Annotated in this window: 13 protein-coding genes; 4 read left to right on the forward strand and 9 right to left on the reverse strand. The window is 38.6% G+C overall.

The genetic code is table 11. The features are described from left to right. Positions 1–194: 194 nt before the first annotated feature. The 3 genes from ONT18_RS11625 (at position 195) to ONT18_RS11635 (ending at position 3,158) form a co-directional block, all read left to right on the forward strand. Complete coding sequence (locus ONT18_RS11625; protein ID WP_118065154.1) at positions 195–386, forward strand: hypothetical protein; 192 nt, start codon at positions 195–197, stop codon at positions 384–386. Between the two features lie 323 nt (positions 387–709). Beyond that, positions 710–2,530 (forward strand): arginine--tRNA ligase, encoded by a 1,821-nt coding sequence (argS, locus tag ONT18_RS11630; protein ID WP_117587889.1) that lies wholly within the window; start codon positions 710–712, stop codon positions 2,528–2,530. Positions 2,531–2,684: 154 nt separating this feature from the next. Continuing rightward, entirely contained in the window at positions 2,685–3,158 is a 474-nt protein-coding gene (locus ONT18_RS11635; protein ID WP_117691849.1) for an RNase H family protein, read from the forward strand. A gap of 345 nt (positions 3,159–3,503) precedes the next feature. Here the strand turns inward: ONT18_RS11635 and ONT18_RS11640 are convergent, their stop codons facing one another. Together ONT18_RS11640 and ONT18_RS11645 are read right to left on the reverse strand one after the other, a co-directional pair. Beyond that, a complete protein-coding gene (locus ONT18_RS11640) occupies positions 3,504–3,647 on the reverse strand; it encodes a hypothetical protein (RefSeq protein ID WP_217745473.1) in 144 nt (47 codons plus the stop codon). A gap of 272 nt (positions 3,648–3,919) precedes the next feature. Next, positions 3,920–5,455, reverse strand: a complete 1,536-nt coding sequence (locus tag ONT18_RS11645) for an AAA family ATPase (protein ID WP_367398932.1) — start codon at positions 5,453–5,455, stop codon at positions 3,920–3,922. 93 nt (positions 5,456–5,548) lie between these two features. On the opposite strand from ONT18_RS11645, the gene ONT18_RS11650 reads away from it, so the two are divergent. Next, complete coding sequence (locus ONT18_RS11650) at positions 5,549–6,763, forward strand: ATP-binding protein (protein WP_264905716.1); 1,215 nt, start codon at positions 5,549–5,551, stop codon at positions 6,761–6,763. 113 nt (positions 6,764–6,876) lie between these two features. Here the strand turns inward: ONT18_RS11650 and ONT18_RS11655 are convergent, their stop codons facing one another. The 7 genes from ONT18_RS11655 to ONT18_RS11685 all read right to left on the reverse strand — a co-directional run bounded on the left by ONT18_RS11655 (position 6,877) and on the right by ONT18_RS11685 (position 14,238). After that, positions 6,877–8,118 (reverse strand): peroxiredoxin family protein, encoded by a 1,242-nt coding sequence (locus ONT18_RS11655; RefSeq protein ID WP_264905718.1) that lies wholly within the window; start codon positions 8,116–8,118, stop codon positions 6,877–6,879. Next, entirely contained in the window at positions 8,115–8,612 is a 498-nt protein-coding gene (locus tag ONT18_RS11660; protein WP_264905720.1) for a hypothetical protein, read from the reverse strand. The genes ONT18_RS11655 and ONT18_RS11660 overlap by 4 nt, the downstream gene beginning before the upstream one ends. A gap of 12 nt (positions 8,613–8,624) precedes the next feature. After that, positions 8,625–8,876, reverse strand: a complete 252-nt coding sequence (locus tag ONT18_RS11665; RefSeq protein ID WP_264905722.1) for a hypothetical protein — start codon at positions 8,874–8,876, stop codon at positions 8,625–8,627. Between the two features lie 25 nt (positions 8,877–8,901). After that, on the reverse strand, positions 8,902–11,478 hold the full coding sequence (locus ONT18_RS11670; protein WP_264905724.1) for a C10 family peptidase: 2,577 nt from the start codon (positions 11,476–11,478) through the stop codon (positions 8,902–8,904). Between the two features lie 63 nt (positions 11,479–11,541). After that, positions 11,542–12,273 carry a hypothetical protein gene (locus tag ONT18_RS11675; protein WP_264905726.1) on the reverse strand — a complete coding sequence of 244 codons (732 nt, stop codon included), beginning with the start codon at positions 12,271–12,273 and terminating at the stop codon, positions 11,542–11,544. 35 nt (positions 12,274–12,308) lie between these two features. Then, positions 12,309–13,529, reverse strand: a complete 1,221-nt coding sequence (locus ONT18_RS11680) for a hypothetical protein (RefSeq protein WP_119229448.1) — start codon at positions 13,527–13,529, stop codon at positions 12,309–12,311. Between the two features lie 88 nt (positions 13,530–13,617). Beyond that, positions 13,618–14,238 (reverse strand): hypothetical protein, encoded by a 621-nt coding sequence (locus ONT18_RS11685; protein WP_264905729.1) that lies wholly within the window; start codon positions 14,236–14,238, stop codon positions 13,618–13,620. Positions 14,239–14,296 lie beyond the last annotated feature (58 nt).

The following is a 14,296-nucleotide window of genomic DNA, read 5'->3' on the forward strand; positions in this document are numbered from 1 at the left end:
TTTTTTTATTGTTTTTTCAACACCGGAGCACCATTTTTCCAAGAAATAGGTACCCATACCATCATAGAAAGGCATATAAATATATAAAACTTTTTCAATATCCGCTAAAAGAAAATGACAAAAAAGTTTGGTGTTTCCAAAAAAATGCATTACCTTTGCCATCATAAAATAAACAACGAAACGACATAAAAATTATGATGACAATCGAAGAATACAGAGCAGCCATTTTGCAGGCTTTGCTCGATACTAAGAACGAGGACGGCACTCCAGCCATTACTCCAAGGGAAGCACAGGAAGCACTCAACGGATTTACCGACGACGAGTTGCAAGACGGACTCCTATGGAATTCGCCCGAAGACGTGGCGTCAATTATCCTTGAGGGATAAATCACGGAAGTTATATTCAGCTACCAACAGATAAGAATAGGAGCAAAGACCCTTTTTGCGGGGTTTTTGCTCCTATTCCCATTTATACTTTCTGTTCTTTCCTTTAAAGACAGTCTTCAACAGCCCCGCAATACTTCATTTCTGTTGCAAAAGCAATAAAAAACTAAAGAATGCGACAAAAAACAAAAGAATGTGCAATTTTTCTTTCACAATTCAATTATTATTTGTAAATTTGCAGCCGCATAAACGGAAAGGGAACTTGCAAATCCCTCTTCAATCAGTTTAAAAAGATAATTTTACCGGTAAAAAAGATATATTAAATAATGAAGATAGAAAACGAAATCATCAGCTCGGTCATCGCTGCGGTGAAGGAGCTTTATGGTCAGGACGTACCTGAGAAGATGGTAGCCCTGCAGAAGACCAAGAGTAATTTCGAAGGTAACCTTACCCTCGTCGTATTCCCATTCCTCAAAATGTCGAAGAAAAAGCCTGAGGATACAGCACAGGAAATCGGCGAATACCTGAAGAAAAACTGCGCTAATGTTATCGCAGACTTCAACGTGGTTAAGGGTTTCCTCAACCTTTCTATCGCTCCTGCCGCTTGGGTAGGACTCTTGAACACCATCAACGCTGACCCTAAGTTTGGTGAGAAGCCAGTTACTGAGAACAGTCCGCTCGTCATGATCGAGTACTCTTCTCCTAACACCAACAAGCCTCTCCACCTCGGTCACGTTCGCAACAACCTCCTCGGCTGGTCTCTGGCCCAGATTATGGAGGCTAACGGCAACAAGGTAATCAAGACAAACATCGTTAACGACCGTGGTATCCACATCTGTAAGTCTATGCTCGCCTGGCTCAAGTGGGGCAATGGCGAAACTCCTGAAACTTCCGGCAAGAAGGGCGACCACCTCATCGGCGACTACTATGTAGCCTTCGACAAGCACTATCGTGAGGAAATCGCAGAACTCAAGGCTCAGTACATGAAGGAGGGCATGGACGAAGAAGCTGCCACAGAGAAAGCTAAAGTAGAGGCTCCGCTGATTAAGGAGGCTCACGAGATGCTCGTAAAGTGGGAGAACAACGACCCTGAGGTTCGTGCACTCTGGCAGAAGATGAACAACTGGGTTTACGCTGGCTTCGATGAGACTTACAAGATGATGGGTGTAAGTTTCGACAAGATATATTATGAGTCAAATACTTACCTCGAGGGTAAGAAGAAGGTAGAAGAAGGATTGGAGAAGGGTCTCTTCTTCCGCAAGGACGATAACTCTGTTTGGGCAGACCTCACCAACGAGGGCCTCGACCAGAAGCTCCTGCTCCGTTCAGACGGCACCTCTGTTTATATGACTCAGGACATCGGTACTGCCGACCTCCGTTTCAAGGACTTCCCTATCGACAAGATGATCTACGTAGTAGGTAACGAGCAGAACTACCACTTCCAGGTGCTCTCTATCCTGCTCGACCGTCTCGGTTTCAAGTGGGGTAAGGACTTGGTTCACTTCTCTTACGGTATGGTAGAGTTGCCTAACGGTAAGATGAAGAGCCGCGAGGGAACCGTAGTAGATGCTGATGACCTGATGGCAGAGATGATCAAGGATGCTCGCCAGACAAGCGATGAGCTTGGCAAGTTCAAGGACATGAGCGAGGAAGAGCGCCAGGAGATTTCACGCATCGTGGGTCTCGGAGCGTTGAAGTACTTCATCCTCAAGGTAGATGCCCGCAAGAACATGCTCTTCAACCCAGAAGAGAGTATCGACTTCAACGGTAATACAGGTCCTTTCATCCAGTATACCTACGCTCGTATCCGCAGCATCATGCGCAAGGCAGCAGCTGAGGGCATCGAGATTCCTGCAGAGTTGGGTGCAGATGCTCCTATCAACGAGAAGGAGATTGACCTCATCCAAAAGATGAACGACTTTGCTGCAGCTGTAGCCGATGCAGGCAACAACTACAACCCTGGCGGTATCGCTAACTACTGCTATGAGTTGACCAAGGAGTTCAACCAGTTCTATCACGACTACAGCATCCTGAATGCTGAGAGCGAGGCTGAGAAGATTACCCGTCTGGTTCTTGCAGCCAACGTGGCTAAGATCCTGAAGAACGGTATGTCTCTGCTCGGCATCGAGGTTCCAGAAAGAATGTAATATATACATAAGATATAATAACCTACAATTTAAAAATAAAAAAAATATTGACTATTTGACATAATGAGCATGGCCCTGGAGCTCGACTCCAAGGCACATGCTCATTTCAGTTTTAGCCAATCCTTTTTGTTTTCCAACCCCAAAAAGAATAAAGATGAATAAAATGCCCGTAAATCCTCCTTCATGGAGAAACGATACCGTTTTGCCTCTGCCCAACGAGGTAAGAGCCAACGCCTGGGCTGTGGATGCCGCCTGTTCCGGCAATCCCGGTCCGATGGAATACCAATGCATCGACCTTCAGACCGGTGCCCAGGTTTTCCATTATGGTCCTATCCACGGCACCAACAACATCGGCGAGTTTCTCGCCATCGTCCACGCCCTCGCCCTGATGCAGCAGAAGGGCATTACCGACAAGGTAATTTATAGCGACAGCGTGAATGCCCAGCTCTGGGTAAGCAAGAAACAATGCAAGACCAAACTGGAGCGCACTCCCCAGACCGAACAGCTCTACCAGGTCATCGCCCGAGCCGAGAACTGGCTCCGCACCCACCCCATCAACATACCTATTATAAAATGGGAGACGAAGAAATGGGGCGAGATTCCAGCCGATTTCGGAAGAAAGGGATAAGTTTTTTCAGCCTTAGCGCTTCGGATTCTTTTCGTAATTTTACAGTAGTATTAATCTTGTTTTTAAAAAGAAATAATATGAGATTTTATACAGAAGAAGATATATTAGATAAGCATATAGGCAAGATAGGAAGTCCTCATCGTAATCAATTTGAGAATGAAATCAACAGATTCTTAACCAAAGAGGCCACCAAACTCCCAGATTGTTCTTGCTGATTCAGTAAGCATCACCTTTAGATAGACAGTTTAAGAAATAAACGAAGCTATCATCAAAATACTCTTCACTCTTCACCTTTCGGCCGGCCCCCCTGTGTTTATCGGCATTCCGAGGGGTGAAGAGTTGTTTTTATCTCTTCACCCACTCTTCACCACTCTTCACCTTCAGAAACGGGAACAGAGGAGAAAGACTGATAGGTGGATTGCAAATCTGCCAGAACTGAAGGGTGAAGAGTGGTGAAGAGTAGGTGAAGAGTGCCCGAATACTCTTCACCCCTCGAAATGCCGATAAACACAGGGGATTCGGGGCTTTTGGTGAAGAGTGAAGAGTATTTGGCAGGAAGCCTATACGAAAACAAAATAAAGGAGGTTTCGATAACTGTTCCAGTAAAACAGCCGACTAGCCACTCATGCGCTAGTCGGCTGTTTGCGTTTTGCCAGTTGGCTGTTTATATTTTGCCAGTTGGCTATTTCCGGTTCTCGCATCAATCATCGCAAGTACTTACATCGACTATCGTAAGTACTTGCGTTAAAGAACGATATCAGTTATTTAAACAAATCATCCATTGTAACGACACTTTGTACCCGACCGGCATATTCGTTGAACTTAAGCCCATAAGTAGTAACCAATGTAAGATGCAAGGAACTCCTGCATTTCGTTTCTTCAGCAAACGTACTCAGTTTATGGCGCAGATTCTTGTCATAAGCAGCATTAATGGAGAAATCATCCTCACAGAATTTCATTTCACAAACATTGATGATACGGTCGGCTCTGTCAATAATCATATCTATCTGCGCACCATCTTTCTCTTTTCTGCTTTTCCAGGGACTCGCCTCTGTCTGCACTCCACTAATACCGAGTGCCTGCTTGATTTGTGGCAGATGATAATAGCAAAGAGATTCAAAGGTAAAACCTCGCCATGCTGTCAGCTCAGGTGTCAGCAGGTTGTCTTGCCAGAAATGCGGATTTGTCGTCTTTCTGCCATCTATGAATGACAAATAGAATTTGCTGTAGAAATCTGTCAGACGGAAATATACCTCACGCTTGGGATAACCATACTTAACATACGATGTTATGAAATCACTCACTTCGAGTGATTTTAATGTAGCTGAAAGTCCACCACCATTAGGTATTTTTGTAAGCGAAACGATTTCTTTTCGCGTATATCCCTGTCTTTTTTGAGCCAGAAGGCGCACGATAGTCATGCAATCCTCCGCATTAGTAAAGAGAGAAGAATAGAGGCGGTCGAACTCTAAACCGAGTTTGGCTGCAGGTTCGAAGAAAAGCCTGTCCATATTCTGAGCCAGACTTTTGCCTTTCTGCAGCATGGAAATATAATAAGGAATGCCACCTGTAGCCATATAACATTGTATCTGGTCGAACTTAGACATCACGATGTTGTTAGCCTGATAGTATTCTTCGCATTCGCCCAACGTAAACGGGCGCAACTTGATTTCATCAGTTGTGCGATCAAACAAACCGCCTTTATTGTTTAATAGCTTGTCTGAAATCCATGACGTGGCAGAGCCGCAGACGATAAGCATGATATTCTGCTTTCCTGCAGCCCATCCATTCCAAAAATGCTCTAATGCTGTAACAAATCCCGAGCGGGGAGTGTCAAGCCATGGCAATTCATCTATGAATATCACCTGACGCTTGTCTGCATCTTGCTCTTCCAAGAGATTGATGAGTGCATCAAAAGCTTCGAGCCAAGAGGATGGCACCTTCTTACCCTTGCTGCCATAGCGAACAAGACTGGAGTAAAAGCTAGTCAACTGTTGCTCCATTATTTTTTGACCACTTAACTCATAAGGAGATAAACCCGTATGGTAAAAGCTCATTTTATCCTGAAACAATTCTCTTACGAGAAAGGTTTTTCCGACCCTTCTTCTACCATATATTACTGCAAAAACAGGTTTATTTTCCTTGTAAAGATCCAGAAGTTCCTTAATCTCCTGCTTTCTTCCGATAATTTTCTGTGCCATAATCCTTTCGTTTATTTTGCTGCAAATATACAAAAAATATCGTTTCGAGCAAAATAAACGCACGCTATTTTGCTCGAAATGGGGTAAAAATACCATTTCGAGCAGAATTTACTTAGCATTTACGAACCGATACTTCACTTTCGCCATGGGATAAATATAGCTAAGAAATTGATATTAGAGAACCAACAAATGGTAAAAGAATTGAGTTTCATTAGACGCAATGTCGAATTTGAACCTCATTCATGCTACGTATTGGTAGGTCTTCGCCGGGCAGGTAAGTCATATATGCTATATCAACGCATACATGACCTATTACAGCAAGGCCATTCCATTGAAGAAATTCTCTACTTCAACTTTGAAGATGACCGTTTAGCAGACATCCAACTCAGCGACCTCGACCTCATCAAACAAGCATACGAAGAATTATTTGCCCATAAGCCAATCTTCATGCTTGACGAGATTCAATTAGTGGATGGTTGGGAAAAATTTGCACGCCGACTTGCAGACCATAAATACCTTGTTTATATTACTGGAAGCAATGCAAAGATGTTGAGCAAAGAAATTTCCACAACTCTTGACGGACGTTATATAGTTCAAAATGTATTTCCATTTTCCTTCATGGAATTCCTCCAATCCAAGAACATCCAATTAGAAAAGCAGTGGGAATACCTTGACAACGCTCCTATCAAACGAACTTTCAATGAATATTTCCACTTTGGAGGATTACCAGAGTTAGTCATCCGAGAAGAATCATTCAAGCGTCAATGGTTAGGCAATCTATACTATAAGATATATTTTGGCGACTTAATCAGTAGATACAATATACGTAACACTACAGGATTAAAAGTATTAGTCAGGAAATTAGCTGAGAGCATCAAACAGCCACAAAGCTACAATCGTCTTGCAAATATCGTATCTACAGTAGCAGGAAAGGTCAAGCAAGAAACTATCGTAGATTACCTTGAATACATCAAGGAAACTTGCATGATTTTTTCTATAGAAAACATTGAAGCAAAATTGCAAGACAAGATTTCTAACAAGAAATACTATTTCATCGATAATGGAATTCTGAACCTCTTCCTGCTTGATCCAGAAACATCCCTATTGGAAAATATGGTTGCCATTTATCTCTATGAGACGTATGGTGAAGACCTATATTATTACAATGACAATATAGAAGTTGACTTTTGTCTATTTGAGCATGGTAAAGCCATCCAAGTATCCTATAGCATACAGGATGATAAGACTTATGAGCGAGAAACAAAAGCCCTCATAGTTTATGCCAAACGCTTCGATTGCAAGGAGTTATTCATCATCACGATGGATGAAGAAAAAGAGATTAACCTCGACGGCAATATCATCCAAATTATACCACTTTGGAAAATGCTATTGAAAGGGATATAAATAGTTGAAGGGCTGCAAAGAACCCTTCAACTATCTAATATTATAGATTATCTTTCCAAGAGCCTTTCTTTAGCACAGGTTTTTAGTCACACAATTAATTTTCTATTATAACTTTATTCAGAAAAAAACTCCTCTATAAATGGAATCAGTTCAGAATATCCGTTTGTAATTGATTGAAAAACAATATTTCCACTATTATCAACAGCATAAACCTTAGGAGGATTCATATCATAACCATTAAAATTTATTATACAATTTTCTCTGGTTTGCGAACAATTCTTCCATGGTATTCCAACTTCTTTTATATATTCAAAATGTGCCTCCTCATCAACACAAGGAATAGCACCTCCTGAGCAAAGGGTAGAATATCCCAATATTTCAAGTCCTTTACCATGCAAGCGTTCATAAACAGGAATAAGTTTTTGTACTAAGTCTTTAGAATACATACACCATGATTCCCAATGCATCAATAAGGTCAACTTATTTTTAGAAAAATCACTATTGTTATGAACATTTCCATCAAAATCAATTATTTGAAATTCTGTCATAGGAATTTTTAGATTTTTCCAATAAGTTTTATAGTTATCAGTTTTTGTAACAGAAAGAAGTGCAAAGTTATGCCAAAAGTCGCAAAAGCGTTCATGATTTTCTGCCCACTTGGGAACATCTGCGTTATTAGATATACAAGAAAAATCAAGTTGTCTTCCATCACAAACATAAGACATAAGTTCCGACCATGGATGTTCAGGGAGGTGACTAGATAAATTTACATTATTTGCTATTGAAAATCCATACAATTTAGTTAAACATTCAGGAACATCACCTCTAATATCATTATTCGACAAAAAAAGATACTTTAAATTTTTTAATTTTTCAAAAGCCGCAATAGGTAATTTTCCTACTAAATTATTTTTCTCTAGAGAAATCCACTCTACGGTACCCTGTTTTCCCTGAATTTCAGGAGCAGAAATTCCATACCATTCAGAAACCGGCTTATCAGTTCCCCAATTATCTTTTTTTCTCCAATTATCACCACCTAATTCCCTGTATATCTCCATTAAAGCTTCTCGTTCTTCTTCAACAGAATAAGAATATCTTGTAGTAAATAATCCACTTGGATTAGAAGAAGTAAAAGAGCGCAAAATAGATTGGTTTTTTGAATCTACCAATTTAACTGTAACATTACCAACTTCATCTAAACTATATTTTACTATATTAGTCGATGGGGACACTACTTCTATGCTCCATTGTTCACTTCCGTCATTTGCATCAAACATCACATATTGAATATCAATCTGAGCATTCGATGTAAACAAAAGACTAACAAAAATCAATAATAAACAAACTCTTTTCATATTTTCTGTATTTTTAAAGAACGATGAAATGACATTGTTAGGATATAGACACCCTTTGAATACTTAGATGTATTTATTACAACACGACCATATCTATCCGCATTTACCTTATCCAGAATTCGACCATCAATTGTCATAATCCTAACTGTTTCTCCTTCAGATAGTCCACTAACGAGAAATCCATAGTTAATTATGCTCTTAACAAAAATATCCTGTTTGTGCAATAAAATTGGAATAATAGTTGTTTTATCAATATCCACCTCCTTAACAAAATGATAACTTATATCTGAAAATTTTAGTTTAAGCTTATTTCTCCCATCTGCAGATATACACATTTCATCTACATTTTCAAAGCTACAAGTCACTTCTTGTTTAAGGCTTACATACACTGTCCCATTTATAGTACGAAAGCATAATGCCTTCACACGCTCTTGAGCTGATATTGTCAAAAGACTCACACATGACAAGAATAAACAAAATAAAAATCTAATCATTTACTATAATATTTAAGATTTTAAAGCCCAAGTCAAGCACATGGACTCCATATTTCTGTTTTTAATATCGTCCTTGCCACCAAGTGCAAGATTTTCCTTCTCCTCATTTTGCTCTGCATTCTGAACCACTCTATCAGCAAAAAGGGTATCTGCCACTTGCACACTGTCATTTGTAGCCAGTCCATCCACCTTATTACCAGTTTCCTTGCAAGCTACAACTGACATGGATGCAACAAAAATTATCAAACAATATAACTTTCTCATAATTACAAATTATTAATTTAAACTATTACCATACTACGATTTTCTTTCCTAAGATAATATACAAACCTGGGGCAATTGGAACTTTCTGCTCACCAGCATCCACCAAAACCTCTTTCATCTTTTGACCACCAAAATTATAAATGGTCATTTTTCTTTCTCGCTCAGAAATAATTTTCAAACATCCTTTTCCTCCTAACACTTGAAAGTTTTCACTATGTGGCATCGAAATCATCGTAGAAGTTCCACCTACATACACAGGCAATTCATTACCAGACAGACGATAAGCTAAAGAACTCCCCACAACATAAAGCTTATATTTCTCAACATCAGAACTTAATTTAACCCCTGCCACAGAACTAATGGTGATAGCTCCTATTATAAAACGACTGCCAACTTCATCAGGACTAACCTCTACTGTACAATTTTCTGTAGAATTAGCCTCCATCCATATTGTCTTTTCTACCTGTTTGCAACGATTATTTGGCTTACCCGTCATTGACACAACATATTTAAAACGAGCCTTAGAACCCTTATTTTTGAGAACAAAGTTAAACACAGCCTTATTATCTTGTGCTAAAGGAGCCTTAACTAACCCTTTACCTTCAACATAGCAAGCATGCTCTACATCATAAGCTCCCGGGGTCGCATTACTATAAGCATCTATTAAAACAATCGAAGGATTTTCATAAGCAACTGTTGGGATACATTTACCACACACAAGTTCTTCTCCTTCCTCATCTACCAACCAAAAATATACATTTTCAGAATTTGTCCTCAATTTAAACGCTCTCGTAATATCCCCTAACGCTGGCACAGACAGATTAAAATGTTCCTTTGGTGAATCAGGTTTTACATCGTTATCACTAACATACATATCAATCTTACCCATGTATTCCTCAAACATTTTGTTATGAAGTGAGAATTGAAAAACATTCTCATCTCCTTGGATAACTTCATCATTGGCAACAATATCTGCTGTCAAATCAAGACATTTCGAAACTCGAATATTCTGCTCTGTGGCTTTTACGTAAACTACTCCTCTACGCCACAAATCACTCATATGAAACACACCCTCATTCCATTTTCGACCATCATAACTATAAAAAACTGACAATTTAGAAACGCCAACAGGGAAAGCATACTCAAATGGAAGTTCAAAATCCCAACTTGAATAGCTAGAAGGCTTCCTTTTATTCAAATGAAGTTTCTTTTTATCCGAAACAATTATAACATTCCCATTACCTTGAGTAACTCCGACTGCCACATATCCATCAAAGTCTTTGTCTGATAAGTTACCAAATTCAAATGTCATCGTACCTTTGAAATTATCAGAACTACTCGTGCGAGTATCTTTTTGCCAAATTACTTTTGATGTTATCATTAAATTAATATGAGAAGTTGCATGTTCAAAAAGAGGACTATCTTTTACACCATTGTCAGGAGCAATTCCAATCAATATTCCTAAATCTTTTGTATAACCATCTTTTGAAGATACAGAGGCTGCGCCTTCATAATCTGGATTTAAGACCATCAGGTCAAAATAGCCGTTACGAGAACCATTCCATCCCCAATTTATATGATACAAACCAGATTCATCGACACCATCACAGACAAATTCATGCCCACCTGTTGAATCAAATCCACTAAAAATAATAGGACGTTCTGCTTGTAATTCTCTATTAATAAGCTCTACCCATTGAGATAATGTTACTTCACTACGATATACTTTATTCAGTAAGTCTGCATCATAACCAAAAAACTTAGCCAACTGGGATGGTTCTAAATTACCACCTGACAAAGGACCATATTGAACCTGAATAGCTGCCCCACAATGAAATAATAATTTTGCCACGGCATCTGCATTTGTATCCGTATAAGACACGTTATAATAAGTAGGCAGAATGTTAGCCCAATCATAAGCCTCTCCCTTTGATATAGAAGAAGTCATCTGACCCTTTCTGTAATCATAGCCAGGAATATCTGCCTGAAGTGTTTTTGGATACCTATAATACGCCATCACTTGCGCCATTGCCACAGGAACACATCCAGTAACAGCATGTAAAGAACCTCCATCATAAAGGGGGCACATCTTATTATAAGGATTATCCTGACCAAAAGCTATGTTTCCTAAAAGTGGTTCCACCTTTATCGCATTCAAACTTGAACGAATATTTTTTTCTACCTCCAAATTACGAATAGTCGTTTCATCATTCCCTAACACTTTATCTACAGTCGCTTGGTATGATTTCATAAAATACGTGAGGCCATCAGGAAGTTCATTTTCATTAAAAGTTCCCTCATCAGAATATCCTATAATTTCTGGAAATCTGTCATCTCCAGAAACGATAACAAATCCTTTATCTTCACTATTGGCAAAAACATAGCAACTAACCGTCTGTGAATTTGTCTCGCCCCCAAAACTCTTAGCCTTGCAGGCTGGAGAACTATTTTCATCAATTTGTATTCCCAACTTAGCCGCTTGCTTTTCCGCAATAGCCTTTGCTTGAGCATAACTTCTTGGCCCTGCCAAGGAACTTATACACACAAAAGAGGAAAGCAATATAAGCAATATACTTTTGTTAATTCGAGTATAATTCTTCATAATTACATTTTTAATAATAAGAAATTATCCTATTTAAAACATTTATTAAACCAACATTACCAATTACCTTTCAGTTTTCAGGAATTTTGGCGCATCTAATGCCTTTACGATTTTAATTCTTGTAACCTTATCCATCTTTTTACAAAACTCTATATTCTTTTGAGTAGCACCATCTGGGTCTTTTAGTACACTTATTGGGGTTTTATAAGGGACAGCTATTTCCACATAACAAGACTGAAATCCAAAATTAGGCAACAAAACACATTCTTTACCATACAGACATTTACCATTTGCATCAAAAAACAAAATCCAAGGCATAAATTCTTTCTCATTTGCTCGCCCAAGATGAATAGTAAATTTAAAAGTTATATTAAAGAAAACATCAGCACCTATTATTGACACACGCTGGTTTTCTATGGGAAGTCCCAAGTCATTAATAATATGAAATCTCTTAATATCTGACATTTTCTGGATTTCCTTTACCCAACTTTCAAGATTATCCTTACCATAAGTTTCAACAATTTCCTCTGAAATAGAGTTAAGATAATCATTAAACTCTTGTCCTTTCACCACCTCTTTCTTATCTTTCGGATCATCAGAAGCCAACTTTGGATATTTCTCATTCATTTTATCCATTGCAGGTTTTACAATACTGGACATTCGCGCGGACATTTGAGGCAAAGCACCAAACACTCCTTCTCCATTAAAATCTGTCTCAGAATAAGTTGTACCCTTCTCTCCACATGAACAGAATGTCAACACAAACATCACCAACAAAAATATATACTTTCTCATGAATCAAAATTTTATTATACAACAACATTTGAAAGTTACTCATGCAAGCAAAGGATAACACTCTCCAGCACAGCATTTGGTAGCACATCTTTAGGACTCAAATCAAGATATTCAAAACAACCATAAAGTTCTTCTATACGCTCTAAAGCTTCTCGTTTCAAGGTTTCTTCATCTGCAGGATATCCACCATATAGACCAAAATGAATAAATGGACCTATTTCTTCTGGAGTCCACGAAGCCTTAAAATCATCGCCAAATGTCTGAGCAACTTCGACTAACTTCATACCAGCCCTCAATGTCTTACCATTATCAAATTTCACATTTATCTTTGGAGAGCAAACAAATATTTTATAAATTTCCGCAGAACTTAAATCTGACTCAACATGCACAACAGTATCGGTTCCATTAAAGAATGTAAAATTCTTCGTATGAGAGAGTTTATCTATATTCCATCTATAATGAGTATAGAACCCCTTACATTTCGAAGGAAATTGATTTACCTTTTTCCCTAATACAATAGGTTCGCAACCTTTTTCAGAGAATTCTACTTTGGACAAATCATTGTCTTTCGCCTCCTCGTTTAAAGCCTTTTCTTCAGCCTCTCGCATTTTCGCTTGTGTTTTTTCAAAAGTCTCTTCATCCATTGCTACAATCTTAACAAAACGGTCTAAGATATTATTTCTTTGGAGCATTTCTTTGTAATTCTTATCATATTTTAAAGGATAAGAATAAGCACCAACAATACTCCCAAGATGCAACCAAAAACGACCAAGCGACTCATGGAAATTAAGAATATTACCATCCTTATCTACAGGCACACAAGCTTCTATACCTTTTTCACTCCATCCTGCATCATATCCAGCTGGTCCTTCAATACGTATTTTCATACAAGGCAGATAACCTCCCACAGATTTAACAACCTTGAATTTAAATCCTTTAATTTCTTCTGTCTTACCACCTGTACTAATCTCAAAAGGCACTTCCTTACCATCAAGTTCTTCTGCGATTTTTTCAATATCAAATTCATTTTCTTTCGCAAAGTTCCTCTTTTCTAACACCCCCGCACCATTCAGATTTCGTTCTAAATTAGCTCGCTCCGAATCATAGCGAGCCATCATATAAGGAAAATTGCCCAAAAGACCATTACCAGTAAACTCTACTCCATCTATTTCTTGTGGAGTAGTTTGGGAATTGCCGCAAGATACCAACAACATTGTCACTGCTGCCAATATCACAAAAAAATAGTTTTTAATCATATAGAATTAAGTTTAATGATTGTTTATAGCGCAATAACTTTTAAAGGGCAATTGCATCTGAAAGATGTAAATCTATTGCCCTGAATTATTACTTTGCAGGATAATAAGTAATGGTTCTTGTCTCTACCCAAGAAGAACCATTAGTTCTTCTGGCAAGTCTTTTTGTCCAATTACCTTTAGCATCCTTAGCTTGAACAGTATATGAAACCTTTATCGTAGAAGTCTTCTCCGTATTATAGTCCTCTATCTTAGAGATTGTCGAACTTACATTACCATCAGTCCCATAAGCAAACGTAGTCACTATCGACATTCCTGCATCCTCATAAGTATGTTTTGCCAACTTACCTTTAGCGTTGTAAGTAAATGTATCTTCACCACTACCAGGATTATAATAAGCCGTGTAAAGTTCGCCACTTGTAATACGTCCCTTAGCATCCCTTGAACATTCGGAATAAAGAGCATCACCACCCATTTTGACAAAGGTTCCTCCATTCCACTTCAAACAACGACCGTTCTGAGCAAAAAGAAGCACTTCTTTATTGGCTTCTTTCGAAAATCCTTGATAAATACAACCAGCCTTGTGGTTCACCCAAGTACACTGCTTTACTTTTCCTTTCAAATCAAAGGCAGCCAAATCTCCTTGCGCCTTCACCAAACTTGGCATCAACATAAAAATCAATGCCAACATTACATAAACAATAGGTTTCATAAAACTAACTATTTAAAATGTTTATCAGAAAGCCCCCACGCCAATAGACGTAGGGGAA

The sequence above is a fragment of the Segatella copri genome (assembly GCF_026015295.1).
GTDB classification, from domain to species: Bacteria; Bacteroidota; Bacteroidia; order Bacteroidales; family Bacteroidaceae; genus Prevotella; species Prevotella copri_C.